Genomic DNA, 24,125 nt, shown 5'->3' with positions numbered 1-24,125 from the left:
GTACTGTGACGAAAGGCACATCCGCCCGGTCCACGACACCTGCACACGGTTCGAGGACGACACGGATCGAGGAAGACCATGCCCGACAACACGCCCCGGCCCGAAACGACACCCCGGCCAGACATCAAGCCCCGCAGTCGCGTCGTCACCGACGGCATCCACGCCACCGCCAGTCGCGGTATGCTGCGCGCCGTCGGCATGGGTGATGATGACTGGGACAAGCCGCAGATCGGCATCGCCAGTTCCTGGAACGAGATCACCCCGTGCAATCTCTCCCTCGATCGGCTGGCGCAGGCGGCCAAGGAGGGGGTGCACGCCGGCGGCGGCTATCCGTTGGAGTTCGGCACCATCTCGGTGTCCGACGGCATCTCGATGGGCCATGAGGGGATGCACTACTCGCTGGTGTCGCGCGAGCTGGTCGCCGACTCGGTGGAGACGGTGATGTCCGCCGAGCGGCTGGACGGCTCGGTCCTGCTGGCCGGCTGTGACAAGTCGCTGCCCGGCATGCTGATGGCCGCGGCCCGGCTCGATCTCGCCGCGGTGTTCCTGTACGCCGGCTCGATCGCCCCCGGCCGGGCCCTGCTCAGCGACGGCACCGAGCGGGAGGTGACGCTGATCGACGGGTTCGAGGCGGCCGGCGCCTGCCAGGCGGGCCTGCTCAGCCGCACCGATCTGGACGCGATCGAACGCGCCATCTGCCCCGGCGAGGGTGCCTGCGGCGGGATGTACACGGCCAACACGATGGCCTCGCTCGCCGAGGCGCTGGGCATGTCGCTGCCCGGCTCGGCGGCCCCGCCGGCCGCCGATCGACGCCGCGACACGTACGCCCATCGCTCGGGCGAGGCGGTCGTCGACCTGCTCCGGCAGGGCATCACGGTGCGCGACATCCTCACCCGGGACGCGTTCGAGAACGCCATCACCCTGCTGATGGCGCTCGGCGGCTCGACCAATGCGGTGCTGCACCTGCTCGCGATCGCCCACGAGGCCGACGTGGACCTGGCGCTGGGCGACTTCAACCGGATCGGCGACCGGGTGCCCCACCTGGCCGACATGAAGCCGTTCGGACGCTACGTGATGGCCGACATGGACTTCCACGGCGGCATTCCGGTGGTGATGGCCGCGCTGCTCCGAGCGGGGCTGTTGCACGGCGACGCGCTCACCGTCACGGGTCGTACGCTCGCCGAGAACCTCGAGCGGATCGGCCCGCGCCCGCTCGACGGCAGGGTGATCCGGGCGATGGACCGGCCGCTGCACCCGACCGGCGGCATCACCATCCTGCACGGGACACTGGCGCCGGACGGGGCGGTGGTGAAGTCGGCCGGGTTCGACGCCGACGTGTTCGAGGGCCCCGCCCGGGTGTTCGAACGCGAGCAGGAGGCGATGGACGCCCTCGACCGGGGCCGGCTGCAGAGGGGCGACGTGGTGGTGATCCGCTACGAGGGCCCCAAGGGCGGCCCCGGGATGCGGGAGATGCTGGCGATCACCGGCGCGCTCAAGGGCGCCGGGCTGGGCAAGGACGTGTTGCTACTGACCGACGGCCGGTTCTCCGGCGGCACGACCGGCCTGTGCATCGGACACCTGGCCCCGGAGGCGGTGGACGGCGGCCCGATCGCGTTCGTCCGCGACGGCGACCGGATCCGGGTGGACATCGGGGCCCGTACGCTCGACCTGCTGGTGACCCCCGATGAACTGGCCGCCCGTCGCGAGGGGTGGCGGCCGCTGCCGCACCGCCACACCCGCGGGGTGCTGGCGAAGTACACCCGGCTGGTGCGCTCCGCCTCCGAGGGGGCGGTCACCGACTGAGCGGACGACGCGTCACCGGCGGCACCGGCCTCCCCACCCGGTGTCACCAGCGTCACCAGCGTCACCAGCACAGTCTGCGGCGGGCCGCCGGTCGCGGAGACCCGGGGTGAGCCCGGAATCACACCCATGCCCCGGGCCGGGCTCCGGCGCACTGTCACAGGTCCCTCCTAGTGTCCTTCGGGAAGGCAGCACCACCTCGAGCGACGACATCCGTCGCCGTGGGTGCGGCCGCCCGGAGGAGGAGAGGGATGAGCCTCGATTTCGTGGCGATCGACTTCGAGACCGCGAACGCCTCGCGCGCCTCGGCGTGTGCGGTGGGCGTGGCCGTGGTGGAGGACGGGGTCGTCACGGCGCAGGACGGCTGGTTGATCCGGCCACCCGGGCGGGCCGGTGGGTTCGACCGGCGCAACATCGCCATCCACGGCATCACCGCCGCCGACTGCGCCGCACACGGGGTGAGCTGGGCGGACTCCGAGCGTCGACTGGGCCGGTTCACCGCCGGGCGGGTCGCGGTGGCCCACAACGCGCCGTTCGACCGCTCCGTCTGGGCGGCCGCCAATGCCGAGGCCGGGATCGCCACGCCGACGGCCCCGTTCTGCTGCACCCTGGACCTCGCCCGCCGTGCCTTCCCGACGCTTGGCCGGCCGCTGCCGGACTACAAGCTGCACACCGTCGCTGCGGCCCTGGACCTTCCGCCGTTCCACCACCACGACGCCCGCGACGACGCGGTCACCGCGGCACTGATCGTGCTCGAACTCGCCCGCCGGGCCCACCGGGACGCGATGGAGGAGCTGTGGCCCGCCGGGCCGAAGCCGCCGGTGGGGCCGCTCGGCGCGGCCGCTGCGGAGCGTACGGTGGCTCAGGGCAGCCGCACCGGGATCCTGTGCGGCACCGCCTCGCCGGCGCGGTCGCCGAAAAGCCCGGGCACTGCCGTACGACACTCCGGGCAGCGACCCTCCGAGGTGAGGCGGTAGCGGCGGATCGACACGTCGCGCTCGATCAGGACCGCCCCGCACGACGGGCAGCGGGTGGTCCGGCCCTCCGCGGCCTCGCCGAGCCCGGTGTAGACGTAGTGCAGGCCCGCCGACAGGGCGATCTCGCGGGCGAGCCCGGGGTCGGCCCGGCCGCCCGAGCCACCCGAGCCGGTTGAGGCGCTCGAGGACGCTGAGGTGGACTGCTTCCCCGCGGGTGCCTCCGACATGCGCCCGGCACCCACGGAGGCGCCGCCGGACGCCGCGACGGCAGCCGATCCCGCTCGCGACAGCGGGGGCGCCGGCCGGGTCTGCGCCGGCGGGGTGGAGAAGTGCAGCGGCACGTCCGGGCCCAGTTCGGCCGCGATCCAGGAACACATCCTGGCCAGTTGGCCCGGGGCGTCGTTGAGCCCCGGGACCAGCCGCGTGCTGATCTCCAGCCAGGTGCCGTGGCGGCGCGCGACGTGGACGAGGGTGTCCAGGACGGTGCGGAGACTGCCGCCGGTGTAGCGGCGGTGGGCCTCCTCGTCGAACACCTTCAGCTCGATCAGGGCGGCGTCCATCACGCCGAAGAAGTCCTTGCGGGCGGCCGGTGCGAGGTAGCCGGCGGTCACCGCGACAGCCCGCAACCCGAGCACGTGCGCCGCCCGCGCGGCAGCGATCGCGTACTCCGCGTAGATCGCCGGGTCGTTGTAGGTGAACGCGATGCTGCCGCACCGCCAGTCGGCGGCGAGCCCGGCGACGGTCAGCGGCGAGGCGTCCTCCAGCCGCCCGGAGACCTCGGCCACCGTCTCGGGGCGCCAGACCCGGCACGTACGACACGCAAGGCTGCAGCCGGCGCTGCCGAGGCACATCGCGGGCGTCCCCGGGAGGAAGTGGTGGAGCGGGCGCCGCTCGATCGCCTCGACGCAGAACCCGGTGCCACGCCCGTACGTGGTCAGGACCAGTCGGTCGTGGTCGCGAACGCGGACGGCGCAGAAGCCGGCCTGCCCGTCGGCCAGGATGCAGCCGCGGGGGCAGAGATCGCAGACGAGGTGGCCGGCATCGTCGGCGTGCCACCACCGGGCGGGCTGTCCGGGGACGTGCGGGGTCACTCCTCCTCCCAGGCCTGCACCGTGTAACGGGAGACCGTGGTGTGCTCGTCCCAGTGGTCGGGGCGCAGCCCGGCCTTGCGCCGCAGGTGGGTCAGGAAGTCGTGCGGGGACGGCAGCTGCTGCCACACCTGTGGCAGGAACGTCGCCCGGTGCGACCCGGAGCGCAGGATCACCCCGTCCACACCGGGCCGCAGCGCCGCGACGGCCCGGGCCTCGGAGCGTACGTCGTCGAGGGGCTCCGGCGCGGACAGCACCGACACCTCGACCCGGATCAGGTCGAACTCCTCCGGCGCCAGCGGGAGGAACCGCGGGTCCCGGAAGGCCGCGTTGACCGCGTTGATCCGCACGTCCTCCGCCAGCGGACGGAAGGCCTCGAGGGTGCCGATGCAGCCGCGCAGCTCCCCGTCGAGGTGCAGGGTGACGAACGCTGCCCCCGGCGCGTCGAGCCAGGCCGGGTGTTCGTCGAGCTGCTGCACCGAGACACCCGGCCCGGCGGGGGTGGGCTCGGCCTCGAAGCCGTCCTCCACCCCGGCCTCGAGGCGGAGGCGTGCCGCGATGGCGCCACGGGCCAGCGGCAGCAGGATCCGGCCGGCGTCCGCCGGCAGCGCGGCGGGCGCGGGGTCGGGGGGCGACGGCGCAGGGGGTACCGTCGCGTCCGGTCCCGACGTATCCGGTGAGGTCGCACCCCGTGCCGACGTATCCGGTGAGGCCGCGCCCCGTGCCGACGCGTCCGGTGAGGTCGCATCCGGCCCGGACCCACCGCTCCGGTCCCGCCGCTCCGGCGTCCCCGCCCCGGTGGTCATACGGTTCCGGCCCCCGTGCCGGTCTCGTGGAAACCGATCGAGGCGTACCCGACGACGCGGTCCTTCGACCCCGCCGTGTCCCCCGAGGTACGCCGGTCGTACAGCACCGGGTGCAGCCCGTGGGTCCGGGCGAACTCGAGCAGCCCGTTCGCGGGCGACGCACCGCAGGCCTGCCGGGACTCCAGCGGCCCCTCGAGGGAGAGGATCCGCGAGACGGTCGCCACGTCGACGCCGTTCGCCGCGGCGTAGCGCAGGTAGTGCGACAGGTCGGAGCTCACCACGACGATCGTCCCCGGGCCGTCCCACAGCGCCTCGATCACCTCGGCGACCGCAGCGGGCGCGACCTGCCCGACCACCATCGGCACCACGGTGAACTCCCCCAGCACGGTCTGCAGGAACGGCAGCTGGACCTCCAGCGAGTGCTCCCACCGATGCGCCTCGACGTCGGTCCCGACCTGACGCAGGGTGCCGAGCACCTCCGGCACCTCGACCGGCACGTCCCCCAACGGCGTACGCAGCGCGGTGGCGCCGGGCAGCGCGAGGCCACGGATCGGGACGTGGTGCACCGGGCCGAGCAGCACGACGCGCCGGATGGTGTCGCGCGCCGGTTCGAGGCGTACGTACCCGTGCGCAGCGGTCAGGCCGGAGTAGATGTAGCCGGCATGCGGGCAGATCAACGCCTTCGGCACCGCGGCGGGTCTGTCGGGGACGGGCTCACCGTGGGGCGGGCGCTCGTGGTGGGGCACGGTCTCACCGTGGGGCACGGGCTCGTCGTGGGGCGGGAGCCCGGTGCGCGCTTCGGCGAGCAACCGGGCGACCATGCTGGCCAGGGCGTCCCGGTCCCCGGGATAGAAGGTGCCGGCGACTGCCGGCTGGCGGACGGTCTCCATGAGGTCCTCCACGGGCGGCTGTGCCGCCAGTGTACCGAGGGACCGGCCCGCAGGTGGGGCGTACGACCGACGCCCCGCTCCCCGCGAGGGCCGCGAAGTCCTCCTTGTGTGTCCAACCGACAACGTGGAAGGACCCCGCTCCCCGCGAGGGCCGCGAAGTCAGCGGGCGAGTGAGCGGTCCACCCAGGTGCGCAACCGGTTCAGTGGCAGTGCCCCGGCCTGGCGGGCGACCTGCTTGCCCTTGTTGAAGATCATCAGCGTGGGGATCGACTGCACGCCGTACTTGGCCTGGGTCCGTGGCGAGTTGTCCACGTTGACCTTGACCAGCTTGATCCGGCCCGCCTTCTCCTTGGCCAGGGTCTCAAGGGCGGGCGACACCATCCGGCACGGGCCGCACCACGGCGCCCACAGATCGAGGATCACCGGGACGGTCGACGAGCTGATCACCTGCTGCAGCGTCTCGTCATCCGCATTCGCGATCCATGGCAGCGCTTCGTGACAGCGCGAGCACTGGGGCACCCCCTTGGCCGCGGCCGGCACCCGGTTGCGCGTGCCACACGACGGGCACGTGATGACGTTGTTGCTCATGGGCTCCATCCTTGACGCCAGCGTGACGTACGTCAGCACAACGATGCCCAGTGGGGTATGTATTCCACCACTCCGGGCAGACAGCGGGCATCACGCGCAGTGCAGGTCGCCAGGTCGCCAGGGTCGCCAGGGTCGCCAGGGTCGCCAGGTCGCCAGGTCAGGGTCGGTCGGGCCACCAGCGTCAGGGTCGGTCGGGCCACCTGCCCAGTGTTGGCCGACGCTGTGCACATCGTGCGACGTACCTCGACCTGACCGACGGAGCACCGTCGCACGCTGCTGGGAGCGTCGCACAACATAAGCAACATCGAGAGGGGCGCAGACTCGCCCGACCAGCGAGGCGGGCGCCCCGACCAGCAAGGCAGGCGCCCCGACCAGCCACGCAGGCGCCCCGACCAGCGGAGACAGCGCGCCCTTGACCAGCCGAGTGCCACAATGTCCTACGTAGCGTCGTAGGAGGCCCTGTGAGCGAACCGACCCGAGACGAACCGACCCGAGACACGGAACAGGTGGTCCATGCCACCGTCGAGGGGAACGAGGCGGCGGCCCGCGTCGCGCATGCGCTCAGCGAGGTCATCGCGATCTACCCCATCACCCCGTCCTCCGGCATGGGAGAGCTTGCGGACCAGTGGTCCGCACACGGTCGTACGAACATCTGGGGCCAGGTCCCCGAGGTGATCGAGATGCAGTCCGAGGGCGGCGCGGCGGGGACGCTGCACGGCGCCCTGACCAAGGGCGCGCTGGCCACGACGTTCACCGCGTCGCAAGGTCTGCTGCTGATGATCCCGAACATGTACAAGATCGCCGGGGAGCTCACCCCGGCGGTGATCCACGTCGCGGCCCGCGCGGTCGCGACCCATGCGCTGAGCATCTTCGGTGACCATTCCGACGTGATGGCCGTCCGCCAGACCGGCTGGGCGATGCTGTCCAGCGGCGGGGTGCAGGAGGCCCAGGACCTGGCGGCGGTCGCCCATGCCGCCACCCTCCGGTCCAGGGTGCCGTTCCTGCACTTCTTCGACGGGTTCCGCACCTCCCACGAGATCAACACCATCGAACTGCTGGCGTACGACACGCTGCGGAGCCTGATCCGCGACGAGGACGTCGAGGCGCATCGGGCCCGCGGGCTGTCCCCCGACCACCCGACGGTCCGCGGCACCGCGGAGAACCCGGACACCTTCTTCCAGGCCGCCGAGGCCGCGAACCCGTTCCACGACGCGGTGCCCGCCGTGGTGCAGGAGGTGTTCGACGAGTTCGCCGCGCTGACCGGGCGGGCCTACCACCTGGTCGAGTACGCCGGCGCCCCGGACGCGGACCGGGTGGTCGTGGTGATGGGCTCGGCCGCCGGCACCCTGGCCGAGACCGCCGCCGAGCTCAACGCCCACGGCGAGAAGGTCGGGGTGCTGACGGTGCGGCTCTACCGGCCGTTCCCGGTCGAGGCGTTCCTCGCCGCGCTGCCGCGGACGGTCCGCGCCATCGCCGTGCTGGACCGTACGAAGGAGCCCGGCGCACCCGCCGAACCGTTGCTCGCCGACGTCCTCACCGCCCTGGCCGACGGCCTGCCTGCACCGGCCACTCGGCCCGACCTGCTCACGCCCGCCACCCGGCCCGACCTGCCCACACCCACCCGGCCCGACCTGCCCACACCCCCCCGATCCGACCTGCCCACGCCCACCCGATCCGACCTGCCCACGCCCACCACCCGGTCCCACGGCCGGCCGGACGATGGCGCGACCGGCGCCCGTCCGCGGGTGATCGGCGGGCGCTACGGGCTGTCCAGCAAGGAGTTCGACCCGCGGATGGCCAAGGCCGTCTTCGACGAACTCGCCGCCCCGGCCCCCAAGAAGCGCTTCACCGTCGGCATCACCGACGACGTCACCCACCTCTCGCTGGAGGTCGACCAGACCTTCGAGCTGCCGGGCGAGGCCCGCGCCGCGGTGTTCTTCGGGCTCGGCTCCGACGGCACGGTCGGCGCCTCGAAGAACACCGTCAAGATCCTCGGCGAGCTGCCCGGCCGTTGGGCCCAGGGCTACTTCGTCTACGACTCCCGCAAGTCGGGCGCGACCACGGTCTCGCACCTGCGGTTCAGCCGCGCGCCGATCCGCTCCAGCTACCTGGTCGACGAGGCGGACTTCGTCGGCGTCCACCAGTTCGGCCTGCTGTCGGCGATGCGCACCCTCGACATCGCCAAGCCGGGCGCGACCGTGCTGCTCAACTCCCCGTACGGCCCCGACGCCACCTGGGACCACCTGCCGGTGGAGGTGCAGCAGCTGATCGTCGACCGCGGGCTGAAGCCGTACGTCGTGGATGCCGAGACGGTCGCTCGCGACGTCGGCATGGGCAAGCGGATCAACACGATCATGCAGACCTGCTACTTCTACCTGTCCGGGGTGCTGGAGCCGGACGCGGCGATCGCCGCGATCAAGGAGTCGGTCGCCACGACGTACGCCAAGCGCGGGCGCACCGTGATCGAGCGCAACCACCGGGCGATCGACGCGGCCGTCGCGCACCTGTCCCCGCTGCCGGTCGGCGCGGCGACGAGCACCGCGCACCGGCTGGTCCCGGTGCCGCCCGAGGCACCCGATGTCGTCCGCCGGGTCACCCAGGCGATGCTGCACGGGCGCGGCGACGAGCTGCCGGTCTCCGCGCTGCCGGTCGACGGCACCTGGCCGACCGCCACCTCGCAGTGGGAGAAGCGGGCGATCGCCTCGGAGATCCCGATCTGGGACCCGAGCATCTGCATCGACTGCGGCAAGTGCGCGATCACCTGCCCGCACGCCGCGATCCGGGTCAAGGTGATGCCCGCCGAGGCGCTCGAGGGCGCCCCGGCGACGCTGCAGTCCAAGCCGTACAAGGACCGTACGCTGAAGGACCACCGGCTGATCGTGCAGGTCGCGCCGGACGACTGCACCGGCTGCGGCATCTGCGTCGACGTCTGCCCGGCCCGGTCGAAGACCGAGGTCAGGCACAAGTCGATCAACCTGGAGCCGGCGCGCGAGCACCGCGAGGTGGAGCGGGCGAACTTCGGCTTCTTCCTCGGCATCCCGGAGATCGACCGGTCACTGGTGCGCCACGACCAGGTCAAGGGCGCCGCGCAGCTGCAGCCGCTGTTCGAGTTCTCGCTGGCCTGCTCCGGGTGCGGCGAGACGCCGTACATCCGTACGCTGACCCAGCTGTTCGGCGACCGGATGATCATCGCCAACGCCACCGGCTGCTCCTCGATTTACGGGGCGAACATGCCGACCGTGCCGTACGCCCAGGACCCGCAGGGCCGGGGCCCGGCGTGGTCGAACTCGCTGTTCGAGGACAACGCCGAGTTCGGCCTGGGCATCCGGCTGGCCTGGGAGCAGCAGCACGCCGAGGCGCGCCGGCTGGTCGACCGGTCCCGCGGGCTGCTCGCACATGCCCTCGGCGAACCGGCCGCGACGGAGCTCGCCGACAGCCTGCTCGGCGCCGACCAGTCGACCGAGGAGGGCATCGCCGCGCAGCGGGCCCGGGTCGCCCAACTACGGGAGGCGCTGGCCGACGATCCGATGGCCGGTCCGGCCGACGATCCGGTGGCGCGGCGGCTGCTGTCCCTGGCCGACGAACTGGTCGAGAAGACCGTGTGGATCATCGGCGGCGACGGCTGGGCGTACGACATCGGCTCGGGTGGTCTGGACCACGTGCTGGCCTCGGGCCGCAACGTCAACATCCTGGTGCTCGACACCGAGGTCTACTCCAACACCGGCGGGCAGGCCTCGAAGGCGACCCCGCGGGCGGCGGCGGCGAAGTTCGCCGCGTCGGGCAAGGCGGCGGCGAAGAAGGACCTCGGCCTGCTGGCCCAGGCGTACGGCAACGTGTACGTCGCCCAGCTCGCCATCGGCGCGAACCAGCAGCAGACGATCCGCGCGATGCTCGAGGCGCAGGCCTGGGACGGGCCGTCGCTGCTGATCGCGTACAGCACCTGCATCGCCCACGGCATCGACATGGCGACGTCGATGACGCACCAGGCCGACGCGGTGGCGAGCGCGTACTGGCCGCTCTACCGGTTCCGCCCGGACACCGCCGGCGAGGGGCATCCGCTGCACCTCGATTCGAAGGCGCCGACCAAGCCGGTGACCGACTTCATGCGCGCCGAGACCCGGTTCTCGATGCTCACCCGTTCCGACCCGCAGCGGGCGGCCAAGCTGGCGGTGCTGGCCCAGTCCGACGCCGACGAACGCTGGCGCTACTACTCCCAGCTGGCCGGGATGGAACGAACGGTCGTCCAGGACGATCACGACGAACGGAGGAACCCGTGAGCACCCACCCTGTCCTCGCGACCCACTACCTCGGCCTGCCGTTGTCCGGGCCGGTGATCGCGTCGGCCGGGCCGCTGACCCGCGACGTCGACTCGCTGACGGCGCTGCAGGATGCGGGCGCGGCGGCCGTGGTGCTGCCGAGCCTGTTCGAGGAGGATGTCCTCGACGAGGAGTGGCGGCTGGCCGACATGATGGATGCCGGCGACGGGTTCGCCGAGTTCAGCGCCGGCCCGCTGCCGACGATCGACCTGCCCGAGCTCGGCGCGGCCCACCACCTGCGGCTGCTCGAGCGGGCCAAGGCAGCCCTCGAGGTCCCGGTGATCGCGTCGCTCAACGCCACCCACCACGGGTCGTGGGAGCGGTACGCGCGGATGATGGTCGAGGTCGGCGCGGACGCGCTCGAGCTCAACCTCTACACCGTGGCCGCCGATCGGGCGCAGTCCGCCGCCGACGTCGAGGCCCGCCAACTCGACATCATCGCCTCGGTCCGCGGCTGCCTCGACGTCCCGCTCGCGGTGAAGGTCTCGCCGTACTACTCGTCCTTCGGGCACTTCGCCGCCGCGGCCTACCACCAGGGGGCCGACGGGTTCGTGGTGTTCAACCGCTTCTACGCCCCCGACATCGACCTGGACCGCCTCGCCCTCACCCCGCGGCTGGCGCTGTCCAGCTCGGCGGATCTGCGGGTGGCGCTGCGCTGGCTCGGCATCCTGCGGGCCCAGCTGCCCGACGTCGGGCTGGCCGCCACCGGTGGCGTGCACGGCTGGGAGGATGTGGTGAAGTCGCTGCTGGTCGGCGCCGACGTGGCGTGTACGACGGCCGCGGTGATCCAGCAGGGGCCCGCCGCGATCACCGGGATGCTGGACGGCCTGCGCAGCTGGCTCGCCGAGCACGACTACGACTCCGTGGACCAGCTCCGCGGCTCGATGTCGGCGGCGTCGGTGCCCGACCCCTCCACGTACGAACGCAGCCAGTACCGCGAGATCGTCACCCACTGAGTGAACACTGGCATCTACTCTAACAATGTCAGAGTAGATGCCAGTAGCTCATGCGAGTCGTCACATCGCGCGCGGATCCTTCGGGGAGGCGCCGTCCCGGACGACGAGGCCGGCATCCCGCAGGTCCACAGCGTCGGTCACCACGCGTTCACCGGGCGATTCACCCTCCGTTCACCGCGGCGAGCCGCATCACGGCGGGGTTTCGTGACGTCCGGGACCCGCCCGTACAGTGGGCGATGATCGGCCCGGACAGACAGGGCCTGAGGGATACGAGGCTCCACGGCATGAAGATCGCGATCTGCGGACTGGGATATGTCGGGATGGCGAACGCCGTCCTGCTGGCCCAGCACCATTCGGTGGTGGCCCTCGACATCGACCAGGCGCGGGTCGACGACGTCAACGCCCGCCGCAGCCCGATCGTCGATGCCGAGCTCGAGGACTATCTCGCCCACCGGGAACTGGACCTGTGCGCGACCACCGATCCGGTCGTGGCGTACGCCGGCGCCAGCTTCGCGGTGATCGCCGCGCCCACCGACTACGACGAGAAGACGAACTTCTTCGACACCTCGATCGTCGAGTCGGTGATCGCCCAGATCGCCGAGATCTCCCCGGACACGACGATCGTGATCAAGTCGACGATCCCGGTCGGGTTCACCGAGCGGATGCGGGCGGAGTTCCCCGACCGGACGATCCTCTTCTCCCCCGAGTTCCTCCGGGAGGGCAAGGCGCTCCACGACAACCTGCACCCGTCCCGGATCATCGTCGCCGACCCCTGCCCGAAGGGCGAGCAGTTCGCCGGCCTGCTGTGCCAGGGCTCCCTGGACGACAACACGCCGGTGCTCCTGGTCGGCGCCACCGAGGCGGAGGCGATCAAGCTCTTCGCCAACACCTACCTGGCGATGCGGGTGGCGTACTTCAACGAGGTCGACACCTTCGCGGCCCGCTTCGGGCTGTCGACGCGCCAGATCATCGACGGGGTCGGGCTCGACCCGCGGATCGGCACCCACTACAACAACCCGTCCTTCGGCTACGGCGGCTACTGCCTGCCCAAGGACACCCGCCAGCTGCTGGCCAACTACGACCAGGTGCCGCAGACGCTGATCCAGGCGATCGTCGACTCGAACTCGACCCGTAAGGACTTCATCGCCGAGGACATCCTCTCCCGCAATCCCGAGACGGTCGGCATCTACCGGCTGGCGATGAAGGCCGGCTCGGACAACTTCCGCCAGTCCTCCATCCAGGGGATCATGAAGCGCCTCAAGGCCAAGGGCATCACGGTGCTCCTCTACGAGCCGCTCTACGACGAGGACGTGTACTTCCACAGCGAGGTCGTCCGGGACCTGGACGACTTCAAGCGGCGCTCGGACGTGATCGTGGCCAACCGACGCTCCACGAAACTGGCCGACGTCGATGACAAGGTCTACACGCGCGATCTCTTCGGCAGCGACTAGGCGAGCGGGCCAACCGGATCCTCGGGGCCAGCCAGATCCTCGGGGCCAGCGGGCCCTTGGAGCCGTCCCTTCGGCCGTCGGCCGGGCACATGGCACCGTGCTGGTCGCGCGGCTGCGTACCTGAGTAAGGTCATAGCCATGCGCGGAATCATCCTGGCGGGGGGATCCGGGACGCGACTCCACCCCATCACCCTCGGCGTCAGCAAGCAACTGGTGCCCGTCTACGACAAACCGATGATCTACTATCCGTTGTCCCTGCTCATCTTCGCGGGCATCCGGGAGATCCTGGTCATCACGACACCGCACGACGCGCCGGCCTTCGAGCGGCTGCTCGGCGACGGAGAGCAGTACGGCGTTTCCATCACGTTCGCCCAACAGCCCGAGCCGAAGGGGCTGGCCCAGGCGTTCACCATCGGAGCCGACTTCATCGGCGACGAGAAGGTCGCGCTGGTCCTCGGCGACAACATCTTCTACGGCCCAGGGTTGGGCACCCGGCTCCAGCGGTTCAACGAACTGGACGGAGCCGCCGTCTTCGCCTACTGGGTGGCCGACCCCACGGCGTACGGTGTGGTCGAATTCGACGCTGCCGGGCGGGCGATGTCCATCGAGGAGAAGCCCGCTGCGCCGAAGTCGCAGTATGCGGTCCCCGGGCTCTATTTCTACGACAACACCGTTGTCGACATCGCCCGCGCACTGCAGCCCTCACCCCGCGGGGAGTACGAGATCACCGACGTCAACCAGCACTACCTGCGCGAGGGCCGGCTGCAGGTCGAGGTCCTGCCGCGGGGCACCGCCTGGCTGGACACGGGCACCTTCGACTCGCTGCTCGACGCGTCGAACTACGTCCACACGCTGCAGAAGCGCCAAGGACTCCAGGTCGGCTGTCCGGAGGAGGCCGCCTGGCGGATGGGCTTCCTCAGCGACGATGCGCTGCGCGACCGGGCGCTGCGGCTGAAGAAGTCGGGCTACGGCGACTACCTCCTGGACGTACTGCGCCGCCACCAGGAATCAGACTGATCCCGTCGAGGTCGGTGGGGCGCTGATCAGGTTCAGGACGTGCCTCGATTTCAGGACGTGCCTCGATCGGAGCGGATCTTCGCGCCCTGGGCCGCTGCCTGCCCCAGCTCTGTGGCCAAGCGGCTGGCGGCAGCAGGCAACAGGCAAAGCAGGTAGTCACCCACCTGCAGCATCACCGTTCCGCCCTCGGTCACCTCGACCCGGTACTCGTCGCTCACCGCTTCCCCCGTCTGCCTTCTCTCCAGGGCGTCGCGACTCGGGATCGTGTCGGACGACCGGGAGCCGGTCGAGGAGATCGTAGGCGAAGTGCCAAAATATGGCCACATCCACTTGGCGGTCACCTGACCCATCTGTGACTGACCCGATGAGGTGGGTGAGCGGGCGGAGGACCGCCGCGTCTCAATCAACTCGCGACTGCGCACCCTGCCGCACGAACCAGCCGCCGATCACCACGATTACCAAGTAGGTCATGGCCTGCAGCAGTGATCCGCGGAGCACGATCAGCAGATAAAACGGGATGATCGCCGTCCACGGACCCGGAACGGGACTCCGGCCGAGGAGGATGTTCGCGCGTTGGTCGGCCCTCCGGACCCACATGCCGAACAAGAACATCCCCCCGATCACACCGACCCACCCCCAGTTCAGATAGAACTCGGCCCACAATGGGGCGGACAGGTTCGTGAAGCCATATCCCTGGTGCACAGCCAACAGAGGCCCGGAGTCCAACGGCTTTCCCGACCACAGCGAGCGAGGGACCCAGAAAAGCACCACGCCCAGCATCTGATGGCCCCACGTCACCCCCATGTCCCTCACGTAGGTAAGGGCGTTGATCACTTGGGCGAAGGAGTCGAAATCGCCTCCGGCCAAGGCGGAGAGCAGACTGAGCGAAATTCGGTCTCCAGAAGTCGTATATCGAAAAGCGTCGAGGACCGGGAAAATGAAGAACAGCCCCAGAAGCGCGAGAAATGAAATAATTCGATATCCACGGATCGTTCGGTAGGCACCGAAGGCACCGAGGACACCCAGTGCCACAGTGCCGAAAACATAGCGTGCGGTGCTGATGGGATTCGCACAGACCAGGAGCGCGATGAGCGTCAGAGCCGGCAGGAGTGGCAATGATGTCCGTCCCGCCTGCTTCTCCTGCCACCGCAGTCTCATCTGTGCGGTGAAGGAGACGAGGAGGCCCATGATCGTCGAGGCGTAGACGATCGCACCGAGGGGACTGTCGCCCCATATCCCCGCGCGCACCGACTCCAGGTGCATACGGGAGGTGAACAGGTTCGCCGGCCCCACTCGTACGAGGTAATACGCCGCAACGAGGCAGCTGAGAAACGTCAGCACCTGCGTACGCCGTCCGTCCACGCCCCGCACGGAGACCGGTGCGGACGCGCCTCGCTGTCCCACGATCCCACCGACCATGAACGACACCATGCCCGCCAGGACGAGCAAGCCCGCGGTGGGAACCAGCGACGTGTCGATCGACGGTGTGGTGCCCGGAAGCGAGGCGAGCTCGACCTGGACAACTGGCGCCACCCCCATGAAACCATACGTGTAGAGCCAGACCACCATCTCGTGGAGCCTGCGCTCACCACCCAATGCCGCCCGGGTGAACAGGACCCCCGACAGCATCAGCACCCCCAGAAGCGGCCACGGAGCGGGCCTGCCATCAGAGTTCAGATCAAGCAGGAGCACTGGGACGACGGCCGAGAGCACGATGCCCACCGCGAGGGTGAACAGCACCGAAAGGCCATCGTGTACGGGCCTCACCGGCGAGGACGGGTGGCTCAGCGAATACTCCGTCACCGGGAGCCTGAACCTGGATTGGCGCGGGTCACACTTTCCCCTGCACTTCCTTGACAAGACCCGGAACCGCATCCCGCGACGACGCGAAAGCCGTGAAAGGGAGGTCACGACTCCACGTCTCGTAATAGTCCCGAAGTTTTCCGTAGGAGTCTGCCAGGACGACGTTCGGAATGCCCATGAGGGTGCTCAGAATATGGCCGTGCAAGCGATCGGTCACCACGACCTCCGCCGCCGACAGCAGACCGAGGGCGTTCCGGAGACTCATCGCCGAAAGACACAGGTAGAGATCCCGGCGTTGCCCATCGGTCCTGGCCGGAGTGACGTCCAGTAGGCGATGACGCCACCGCATCGCCTGCCAGGCCAGCTTGTCCGTCGCGGAATACGGCCAGTCTCCCGACTCGATGTCACCGGGGGGCAGGCTGCTCGATTCCTCGTCGTGCCGCAGCAGGTGGGTCACAGCGGTGACCGGGCCGGACAGACGTTGCCATCCGGTGAAGCCGGCAGCGGCATCCGGCGAGAGCAGATGTCGCGCACCCGGGACAAGACGACTCGCGGTCCCGAGACTCCTCGTGTCCCGCCACATCATCGTCACGCGCCCGCGGTGCCCGCCGACCGCGGCCTCAAGGGCCGCAGCCTTAGCAGGATCACGGAAGTTCATCGATTGGGGCAGCATCACAGCATCGTGGTCCGGGTATCTCAGCAGCATCCGTTCAAGGAGCACGCGATGCTCGGGGTAGAGGTCGCCGATGTTGCCTCCTCCGTGGAACAGCAGGGTCACCCCCTCGCGCAGGTCCGGCCAGTACCCGCTCTCCACCGTCTCCCGGCGGGTCATGCACACCACCCGGGAGGCGTTCCGCGCCAGCCAGGCCAACTCGCCCGCGGCGATCGCCGCATCTCCCGGATTGAGGTGGAACGGATAGTCGAAGAAGGCCACGTCCCTACCGGGGCTAATCACCTCGCTCAGGCGGAGATCCAACTTCTCGCCCCAGTCGGGCCCGGTCCGGTTCATCTGTCTCCCCGCTCCACGATCGTCTCCCTGAGCCACCGGCGATAGGAGTCCCCGACCACTGCCTCGCTGAAGGCGAGTGCCCTTTCCCGTTGCGGCTGACCTCCGACCCCCGACCCCCGCAGGCGCGTCAAGCCAGCGCGGAACGATGTCGAATCGGCGTACGTGGTGACAACACCTGCGCGCCGCATCGGCTCGGCCGCATGGATGCCCTCGGTCACCAAGGACGGCACGCCAACGGCGACCATTTCGTTCAGGATCATGCTGCAGGACTCCCAACGGCTCGGGTGCACATATCCGGCGGCCCGACGGATGAGCTCCGCCTTCTCCGCGCCGTCCACCGAATCGCGCATCGAGACGGTTCCCCGGAGCCCGAGCTTTTCGATGAGGCCCCGCACGACCGCTTTGCCCCCATCGACGTCCGGTCCCGCCAGGACGAGTCGTGGGCGCGGCGCGTCCAGGGTTGCCCACAACTCCACCAACCGGTCCAGCCCCTTGTGCTTCACATCGAATCTGCCCAGCCACAGGTAGTAGTCGTCGGCTCCGTCACGGTTCCAGGCGGCTGTCGGGGCAACCGGCGGGGCAGGATTCGGAAAGGCGCCGCTGGGGATCCCACGCCCCGCCACTGCCTCCGCAAGTTCCGCCTCGGAACTGTAGAAGACGTGCAGGCGATCCAGGCCCCGCAACGTCATCCTCTCCACAAGCCGACGCACCCCCAGCAAGTCGCGCATGGTCTCCGTCAGCTGCGGCTCGTACACGCCGTGCGGCACACCGATACAGACGGCGCCCCGCGCTCGGGCGATCGCGACGGCGACTGTGTTCGACAGCACCCAGCCCTCGTGCACCACAAAGATGTCGCCGCGTCGGATCCTCCACCACGGCAGGAGAGGAAGATATGTCGGGCGTCGCCGTCCGAGATGCGGCACCTCGGAGATCTCGGTGTCGAGACCGCGCACAACCCGCAGGTCCCGATGCACCACGCGGTGCCGCAGGGGTGCCATCCACAACTCTGTCGGATACTCCGCGGACGCGATCCGCAGCCAGGTCGCGATGCTCTCGGTCACGCCGGACCTGTGCTCACCGAAACGGGCGTAATAGTGGATCACCTTGGTTGGTCGATTGTTCACGCGAACCTCGCAGGTCGACGGCTGACAGTGCGACACCGGACTGGCCGGTCGGGCGTTCCTGGGGCGCGGGACGCGGACGTCCCGGGTCGGCGGCGCGTCATGGCTGCGCCCCTCCTCGTGCCTCCACCGAGGCTCTCGCCGAGCCGGCGGAGAAGATCATCAGGAAGGCCACGACATTGGCGAGCGCGTTCCCCGCCACATATATCCGCCAATCCACCGCCACCATGGCGACAGCGGTCCCGAGCACGACCAGCCCCAGCTGCACGACCCGCGCCGATCGCACCACGGAGTCCAGGACCACGGCCCGGGCGTGGATGAACGCGGCGAGGTAGGCCCCTTGCGTGACGTAGGTGGCACCGACCCACGGCAGCATGTCCCGGGTCACCTGCCAGCTGTCCCCCAGCACAGCGGGACCCGCGAACACCAAGAGCCAGTAGAGGATGACGACCCAGCCCAGGCCGGCCAGGGAGAGGGCCGCGGAGGATCCCACCAGCAGCTGACGGGAGCGGGGGGACCTGGCCATGCGAGGCAGCAGGGTGAGCCGGGCGCCCCCGAACAACACGTTCAGTGGTCCCAGGAGCGTGGAGGCTCCGCGCAGTCCGGCGTTGAAGGACAGTCCCAGTCTCGGGGCCGCGACGACGCTGGAGATCTGCATGGCCGAGACCAGCGCGAGGTTCTCCCAGGCGTAGGCCATGTTCCAGCCACTGCCGACCGTGTCGCCGGATCGCCGCCCGGCCAGGATGCGATGGCCGACGATGCCGGTCAGTCCCATCGATGCCAGGTGGACCCACAACAAGGGCAACCAACCGTGCGAAGACACCCGTAGCAGGAGTGTCACGAGACCCGCCGCAAGAGCCAGGTTCGTGCCGGAGATCGCGAGACTCGTCATCTCACGTGAGGCCTTGGTCAGATAGGCGCGCACCCAGTACGTCCGGGCGTAGAGGTAGACGATCACAGCGCCCATCGCCACATACACGAGGGTGCCGACTCCAGTGTCGACCGCTCCGGCCGGCATCGCGTAAGCCACGACGCCCAGCGCGACACCGACGACGGCGGCGACGGGGAACCAGCGCTCGACGCCCCAGAAGGCCGCGCTGGAGAGATCCCGATGGCGCCTCAGCTGGTAGTCGATCAGGCCACCCTGGACGAGGGACAGCACGATGGAGGCCACAGTCACGCTGATGCCGTACCGGCCGAAATCAGCAACACCCAGCGTTCGCGCGGCAGCGAGCGACAACGTCAGGGTGAGCAAGCTCGTGGCAGCGACGTCGAACAGTGCGCAGAGCTGACGGGTCCTTGCCCCGCCGATGATCACGCCTTACCTCCGGCCCCTGCCGACGCCGTCGCGGTCACGTCCGCGTAGACGGTCTCCAACCCACGGGCCACGGCACCGATCCCGAACTCCTCCTGCACCATGGCCCGGGCGTTGCGCGCCCTCTCCTGGCGGACACGCCCGTCGGTGAGAAGTTCCCGGATCGCGCCGACCAGCATCTCCGTGGAGTCGTCGACGACCGCCCCGGCACACCACCGGTCGACAGCCCGCGCCAGCCCGCAGGTGTCGGTCACCACGCAGGGGAGACCGCAGGAGGCTGCCTCGAGCACGCTCATCGGAAAGGGCTCGTCCACAGACGGCAGGACATAGATGCTCGCACGCCGCATCCGATCGAGCGTCCTGTCGGGATCGAGAGCCCCCTCCCAGCCAATGGTCGAGATACCGGCGTCCGCGATCTGCTTCTGGACTGCGGCCCCTTCCCCCTCATCCGGTCCCACCAAAGTGAAGGCGACATCCGGGTACTCCACCGCCAGCCGGCGCGCGGCCTCGACGAACACGCCAGGACGTTTTCTGGCATGGAGCCGGGCCAGAAAGAGAACCTCAACCGATGACTTCTCCTCGCCCGCCAGATCGACCGGAGGAACCGGTACCCCGTTCGTCAGCTCGGTGAGGCGGGCCTCCCCGCGGCTGACCTGCTCCAGATCACGCCGTTCTCGCTCGGTCAGGTACAGGGTGCGGTCGGCTCGGCGCAGCACGGGTCGCGTCATCAAGGTATCCAGCGGTCGAGCAAGCCAGTGGGATGAGGCGTCAACCATTCCGTGCGTCTGGAGAACCACCGGCAGTCCCAGTCCGAGCGCCAATCGAGCCGCTGGCATGGTCACCAGATCACGAGCCAAGTGGACATGTACGACGTCGTATCGCGGGAGTTCTCGTCGCAGCAGATCGAGCAGTGGAAGCGACGAGAGGCCAGCAAACCCGGTCCCCGGAAGGAGCATCCGAGCAGTCCGCGTCGTCAGAGGCACCCCGAGCAATTGAGTCGGAGCGGTGGCATAGCCACGATGCGCAGCGAAGAGTCTGACTGTGTGCCCCGATGACCGGAGTGCCCGGAGCTGGTTCGCCGCCACCCGAAGTGGGCCGCCGTACGCCCCGTCCGGAGAGACCAGCGTGACGACCTGCGCGATCTTCATCGCTGCCCCTTCGGGGACCGGACGAACCCGCCGGGCTCGACGTCGCGGGCCACCAGGGCGGTCGCCCCGACAACGGCGTTGCGCCCGATCGTCACGCCGCGCAGGACCGTGGCTCGAGTTGCCACCCACGCGTTGTCCTCGACGGTGATCGGTTCGTTGTCGAACTCGAACGAGGGAGACCGCCGGTCGTGGCTGCCGGTGCACAGCAGGACGTCCTGGGAGATGCACACGTCGTGCCCGATGGTGACCGGCTCCAGGTTGAGGATCCAGGTGCCCTCACCGATCCAACTGTCGCGGCCGACCGTCAGCTTCCACGGCCAGTGGATCCGCACCCGGTGGCGGATCAGGACGCCGTCGGCGATCGTCGCGCCGAACGCCCGCAGCACCGCAATCCGCACGGCGGCGGGCACCCACCAGTGCATGATCACATCCGACGCGGCCAGCCACGCGGCCTGGATCAGCTTCGGTCGTCCCTTGTCATAGCCGGCGCCGGTGAAGTCGGCCAGTTTCCAGTGCATGGAGGCGACGCCGACTGTTGCCGGCGCCTCCTGGCTCGAGGTGGTCATACCCGCAGGGCTCCCTGCTGGGCCCGATACCAGTCCACCGTCGACGTGATCCCCTCGGCCAGATCAATCGCGGGGCGCCAACCGAGGCCTTGCAGCAGGCTCACGTCCAGCAGCTTCTGCTTCATGCCGTCCGGCTTGGACGTGTCCCAGACCACCGGACCGGTGTAGCCGGTCGCATCCGCGACCAGGCCGCCCAGCTCCCTGATGGTGATGTCGGTCCCGGTGCCGACGTTGACCTGCGTGGGCCCGTCGTAGTGCTCCATCAGGTGCAGACAGGCACTGGCCATGTCGTCCACGTGCAGGAACTCGCGTCGAGGTGTCCCGCTCCCCCAGTTGGTGATGGTTCCGCCGTTGCGCACCGCGTCGTCGTAGCGACGGATCATCGCAGGCAGCACGTGGGAGCCCTGGAGGGAGAAGTTGTCCTCCGGCCCGTAGAGGTTGGTCGGCATCGCCGAGATCCACGGCAGACCGTACTGTCGCCGGACAGCCTGGACGTGCATGATGCCGGCGATCTTGGCTATGGCGTACGCGTCGTTGGTCGGCTCCAGGTGACCGGTCAGGAGGTAGTCCTCCTTGATCGGCTGCGGAGCGTGCGCCGGATAGATGCAGGAGGAGCCCAGGAAGAGCACCCGCTCGACACCCGCCGCCACTGCCGCATCGAGGACGCTGGTCTGGATCTGCAGGTTGTTCGTCAGGAAGTCCACCGGATACGTGTTGTTCGCCATGATCCCGCCGACCTTGGCTGCCGCCAGCACGAGATAGCGAGGGCGGACGTCCGTCATGAAGGAGGACACCGCCGCACGGTCGCGCAGATCAAGCTCGGCCGACGTGCGACCGATCAGGTGGGTGAATCCCTGCGACTGCAGGTGCCGCCAGATCGCGGACCCGACCAGGCCACGATGCCCGGCCACATAGAACGGCGCATCGCGGTCCAGGGCCGCCGGGGTGTAGTCAGGCATTCACGTTCTCCTTCGTGGCCGTGGGCTTCGCCACCGGTTCCGGCCAGTCGACCAGCATCGGGGAGTCGATCCACGGACGACCCTGGCAGTCCAGCAGGGCGATGTCGGCATCCACCATCAGCCGGGCCAGGGCATCACCGTGGACCGTCGCCTTCCAGCCCAGTTGCCGCTCCGCCTTGGACGGGTCACCGGTCAGCGCGTCGACCTCCGTGGGCCGCAGGTAGCGCTCGTCGAACCGGACGTGGTCGTGCCAGTCCAGGCCGGCGTGCTCGAATGCTGTCTCCAGGAACTGCTGCACCGAGTAGCCCACGCCCGTGGCGAGAACATAGTCCTCGGGCTCATCCGCCTGGAGCATCCGCCACATGCCCTCGACGTACTCCGGTGCGTAGCCCCAGTCGCGGATCGCACTGAGGTTGCCCATGTGGAGCTCGTTCTCCAGGCCCGCCTTGATGCGCGCCACCGCGCGGGTGATCTTGCGGGTCACGAAGGTCTCTCCACGGCGCGGCGACTCGTGGTTGAAGAGGATCCCGTTCACGGCGAACAGGTCGTACGCCTCGCGATAGTTGCGCGTCGCCCAGTACGAGTAGACCTTCGCCACCCCGTACGGGCTCCGCGGCCAGAAAGGCGTCTCCTCGTTCTGCGGCGGAGGTGTCGCACCGAACATCTCCGAGGTCGATGCCTGGTAGAAGCGGCACTGCAGGCCGCTCAGCCGTACGGCCTCGAGCAGGCGCATGGTGCCGATGGCGTCGGAGTTGCCGGTGTAGACCGGCTCGTCGAACGAGACCCGCACGTGGGACTGGGCAGCGAGGTTGTAGACCTCGTCCGGCCGAATGGTGTTCAGCAGCGTGACGAGTCGGGAGCCGTCGGACAGATCCGCGTAATGGAGAAAGAGCCGGGCCTCCGGGTCGTGGGGGTCCCGATAGAGGTGGTCGATACGCTTGGTGTTGAACGTCGACGCCCGGCGGACCAAGCCGTGCACCTCGTATCCCTTACCCAGCAGTAGCTCCGCCAGGTAGGAGCCGTCCTGCCCGGTGATCCCGGTGATCAGCGCCTTCTTCGTCACGTCATGCACCCACTTTCTCGTGTTCCTCGATTGCTGGTTCGCCCGTCAGCAGGCCGGTGAAGGACAGCAGCGCCGCATCCTGCGAGAGGCTCTCCCGGACGAAGTCCGGTCCGGCCGACCTGCTCACCGTGTCCGGTTGTTCGCGTAGGTGCAGGACCGCCTCGACGAGCGCAGCCGGATCGCCGGAACGAACAGTGACGCCAGCGCCGCTGGCGCGGATCTCATCCGCCGTCGTACTGGTCGGCTCCGTCGCGGCGAGGACCGGCAGCCCGGTCACGAAGTAGGTGGTGAGCTTGCTGGGGACCGCGGCCTCATTGAGCCCCGGCCGCTCATTGACCAGCAGGACGTCGGCCGCGGACAACGTTTCAAGGAATTCGTTCTCCGGGAGCGGATCAATGAACTGGAGGGCAACGATTCCTCGGGCCCGCTCCTCGAGGACCGCCCGCTGGTTGCCGTCGCCGATCAGGACGAACCGGATCGGCAGGTCCCGTTCCTGCGCGATCCGCGCAGCGTCGACCACGTTCTCCAGTCCCTGCTTGGCACCCATGTTGCCGGCGTGGACCACCACGGTCTGCTCCGGTGTCCATCCGTACCGGGTGCGCAGCGCCGCCCGGTCGCCCTGTCCCGGAGGCGTCACGTGCGTCCAGTTGCGGATCACCGCGACCCGGTCCGACGGGACCCCCAGCGTGTCGGTCACATACAGGCCGAAACGATCGTGGATCACCACGACCCGGTCGAAAGAACGAAGGATCCGACCCTCGACCATCCTCATCACCCGGCCGACCAAGGAGCCGGCCTTGCCCTGGGATTCACTGACACCGGCGCTGTACAGGTCCTGCACCCACAGGACGGTGCGCGGGCGATGGCGCATCAGACCGACCCCGAGTCGCGCAACGGCGCTGCCGAAGAGCGACGGGCTGAGCATCAGCACCACGTCGGCCGTGGGATCCAGCCGCCTCGCGTATTTGATCCCGAAGAGGATCTCGTACCCCAGACGAGTGACGAAAGTGGGACGGGAAGGAACGTACGAGGACACACGCTCCACCCGGACGCCACCGGCGACCTCGCGGGCAGCCCACTGGTCGCGGGGCAGTGTCACCCAGCCGGGATAGTGCGGCGCGGCAACCACCGCGCTGACGTCGTGCCCCGATGCCGCGAGCCCCTGCGCCAGGGACGTGGCGTATGGAGCGTTTCCCGTGGTTTCGGGAGAGTAGTAGGTGGAAATCAGCTGGATCTTCAACTGTCCGTTCCC

General features: G+C 69.4%; 20 protein-coding genes. 6 read left to right on the top strand and 14 right to left on the bottom strand.

The genetic code is table 11. The annotated features are described in order from the left end of the window. Positions 1-78: 78 nt before the first annotated feature. Positions 79-1,803, top strand: a complete 1,725-nt coding sequence (gene ilvD / locus VB059_RS00990) for a dihydroxy-acid dehydratase (RefSeq protein ID WP_323420141.1) — start codon at positions 79-81, stop codon at positions 1,801-1,803. A 248-nt stretch (positions 1,804-2,051) separates the two neighbouring features. After that, positions 2,052-2,777 carry an exonuclease domain-containing protein gene (locus tag VB059_RS00985; protein ID WP_323420140.1) on the top strand — a complete coding sequence of 242 codons (726 nt, stop codon included), beginning with the start codon at positions 2,052-2,054 and terminating at the stop codon, positions 2,775-2,777. Here the strand turns inward: VB059_RS00985 and amrS are convergent. The 4 genes from amrS to trxA form a co-directional block, all read right to left on the bottom strand. Then, entirely contained in the window at positions 2,663-3,868 is a 1,206-nt protein-coding gene (amrS, locus tag VB059_RS00980; protein ID WP_323420139.1) for an AmmeMemoRadiSam system radical SAM enzyme, read from the bottom strand. The genes VB059_RS00985 and amrS overlap by 115 nt on opposite strands. Then, on the bottom strand, positions 3,865-4,395 hold the full coding sequence (amrA, locus tag VB059_RS00975; protein WP_323420138.1) for an AmmeMemoRadiSam system protein A: 531 nt from the start codon (positions 4,393-4,395) through the stop codon (positions 3,865-3,867). Before amrA ends, amrS begins: the two co-directional genes overlap by 4 nt. A gap of 272 nt (positions 4,396-4,667) precedes the next feature. Next, complete coding sequence (gene amrB / locus VB059_RS00970) at positions 4,668-5,561, bottom strand: AmmeMemoRadiSam system protein B (protein WP_323420137.1); 894 nt, start codon at positions 5,559-5,561, stop codon at positions 4,668-4,670. Between the two features lie 159 nt (positions 5,562-5,720). Then, positions 5,721-6,149: a thioredoxin gene (gene trxA, locus VB059_RS00965; protein ID WP_323420136.1), complete on the bottom strand. Its 429-nt coding sequence runs from the start codon at positions 6,147-6,149 to the stop codon at positions 5,721-5,723. 461 nt (positions 6,150-6,610) lie between these two features. On the opposite strand from trxA, the gene nifJ reads away from it, so the two are divergent. The 4 genes from nifJ (at position 6,611) to rfbA (ending at position 13,889) form a co-directional block, all read left to right on the top strand. Next, positions 6,611-10,426 carry a pyruvate:ferredoxin (flavodoxin) oxidoreductase gene (gene nifJ, locus VB059_RS00960; protein ID WP_416339466.1) on the top strand — a complete coding sequence of 1,272 codons (3,816 nt, stop codon included), beginning with the start codon at positions 6,611-6,613 and terminating at the stop codon, positions 10,424-10,426. Next, positions 10,423-11,421 (top strand): dihydroorotate dehydrogenase-like protein, encoded by a 999-nt coding sequence (locus VB059_RS00955; protein ID WP_323420135.1) that lies wholly within the window; start codon positions 10,423-10,425, stop codon positions 11,419-11,421. Before nifJ ends, VB059_RS00955 begins: the two co-directional genes overlap by 4 nt. A gap of 284 nt (positions 11,422-11,705) precedes the next feature. Then, entirely contained in the window at positions 11,706-12,872 is a 1,167-nt protein-coding gene (locus tag VB059_RS00950; RefSeq protein ID WP_323420134.1) for a nucleotide sugar dehydrogenase, read from the top strand. Between the two features lie 138 nt (positions 12,873-13,010). Next, a complete protein-coding gene (gene rfbA / locus VB059_RS00945) occupies positions 13,011-13,889 on the top strand; it encodes a glucose-1-phosphate thymidylyltransferase RfbA (protein WP_323420133.1) in 879 nt (292 codons plus the stop codon). A 50-nt stretch (positions 13,890-13,939) separates the two neighbouring features. On the opposite strand, the gene VB059_RS00940 is transcribed toward rfbA, so the two are convergent. The 10 genes from VB059_RS00940 to VB059_RS00895 all read right to left on the bottom strand — a co-directional run bounded on the left by VB059_RS00940 (position 13,940) and on the right by VB059_RS00895 (position 24,113). Continuing rightward, complete coding sequence (locus VB059_RS00940) at positions 13,940-14,107, bottom strand: hypothetical protein (RefSeq protein WP_323420132.1); 168 nt, start codon at positions 14,105-14,107, stop codon at positions 13,940-13,942. A 181-nt stretch (positions 14,108-14,288) separates the two neighbouring features. Next, complete coding sequence (locus VB059_RS00935; protein ID WP_323420131.1) at positions 14,289-15,692, bottom strand: O-antigen polymerase; 1,404 nt, start codon at positions 15,690-15,692, stop codon at positions 14,289-14,291. Between the two features lie 28 nt (positions 15,693-15,720). Further along, entirely contained in the window at positions 15,721-16,626 is a 906-nt protein-coding gene (locus tag VB059_RS00930) for a polysaccharide pyruvyl transferase family protein (RefSeq protein ID WP_323420130.1), read from the bottom strand. A 71-nt stretch (positions 16,627-16,697) separates the two neighbouring features. Beyond that, a complete protein-coding gene (locus tag VB059_RS00925) occupies positions 16,698-17,825 on the bottom strand; it encodes a glycosyltransferase (RefSeq protein WP_323420129.1) in 1,128 nt (375 codons plus the stop codon). A gap of 97 nt (positions 17,826-17,922) precedes the next feature. After that, positions 17,923-19,140 carry a hypothetical protein gene (locus VB059_RS00920; protein ID WP_323420128.1) on the bottom strand — a complete coding sequence of 406 codons (1,218 nt, stop codon included), beginning with the start codon at positions 19,138-19,140 and terminating at the stop codon, positions 17,923-17,925. After that, entirely contained in the window at positions 19,137-20,285 is a 1,149-nt protein-coding gene (locus VB059_RS00915; protein WP_323420127.1) for a glycosyltransferase, read from the bottom strand. Before VB059_RS00915 ends, VB059_RS00920 begins: the two co-directional genes overlap by 4 nt. After that, positions 20,282-20,851, bottom strand: a complete 570-nt coding sequence (locus VB059_RS00910) for a hypothetical protein (protein WP_323420126.1) — start codon at positions 20,849-20,851, stop codon at positions 20,282-20,284. The genes VB059_RS00915 and VB059_RS00910 overlap by 4 nt, the downstream gene beginning before the upstream one ends. Further along, a complete protein-coding gene (locus tag VB059_RS00905) occupies positions 20,848-21,810 on the bottom strand; it encodes a GDP-L-fucose synthase (protein ID WP_323420125.1) in 963 nt (320 codons plus the stop codon). The genes VB059_RS00910 and VB059_RS00905 overlap by 4 nt, the downstream gene beginning before the upstream one ends. Next, positions 21,803-22,873, bottom strand: coding sequence for a GDP-mannose 4,6-dehydratase (gene gmd / locus VB059_RS00900; protein ID WP_323420179.1), 1,071 nt, complete (start codon positions 22,871-22,873; stop codon positions 21,803-21,805). The genes VB059_RS00905 and gmd overlap by 8 nt, the downstream gene beginning before the upstream one ends. A 1-nt stretch (position 22,874) precedes the next feature. Beyond that, the gene (locus VB059_RS00895) at positions 22,875-24,113 is read right to left on the bottom strand and encodes a glycosyltransferase family 4 protein (protein ID WP_323420124.1); all 1,239 of its coding nucleotides are present in this window, start codon (positions 24,111-24,113) and stop codon (positions 22,875-22,877) included. Positions 24,114-24,125 lie beyond the last annotated feature (12 nt).

This window comes from Raineyella sp. (assembly GCF_034933565.1).
In the GTDB taxonomy this organism is placed as follows: Bacteria; Actinomycetota; Actinomycetes; order Propionibacteriales; family Propionibacteriaceae; genus Raineyella.
This window is presented reverse-complemented; position numbering and strand designations above follow the sequence as displayed.

Excerpts from the sequence above, each read along its gene's own strand:
- rfbA (WP_323420133.1), top strand. The coding sequence starts at position 13,011 with ATGCGCGGAATCATCCTGGCGGGGGGATCCGGGACGCGACTCCACCCC.
- ilvD (WP_323420141.1), top strand. The coding sequence starts at position 79 with ATGCCCGACAACACGCCCCGGCCCGAAACGACACCCCGGCCAGACATC.
- amrB (WP_323420137.1), bottom strand. The coding sequence starts at position 5,561 with ATGGAGACCGTCCGCCAGCCGGCAGTCGCCGGCACCTTCTATCCCGGG.
- VB059_RS00950 (WP_323420134.1), top strand. The coding sequence starts at position 11,706 with ATGAAGATCGCGATCTGCGGACTGGGATATGTCGGGATGGCGAACGCC.
- VB059_RS00915 (WP_323420127.1), bottom strand. The coding sequence starts at position 20,285 with ATGAAGATCGCGCAGGTCGTCACGCTGGTCTCTCCGGACGGGGCGTAC.
- VB059_RS00910 (WP_323420126.1), bottom strand. The coding sequence starts at position 20,851 with ATGACCACCTCGAGCCAGGAGGCGCCGGCAACAGTCGGCGTCGCCTCC.
- VB059_RS00905 (WP_323420125.1), bottom strand. The coding sequence starts at position 21,810 with ATGCCTGACTACACCCCGGCGGCCCTGGACCGCGATGCGCCGTTCTAT.
- trxA (WP_323420136.1), bottom strand. The coding sequence starts at position 6,149 with ATGAGCAACAACGTCATCACGTGCCCGTCGTGTGGCACGCGCAACCGG.
- VB059_RS00985 (WP_323420140.1), top strand. The coding sequence starts at position 2,052 with ATGAGCCTCGATTTCGTGGCGATCGACTTCGAGACCGCGAACGCCTCG.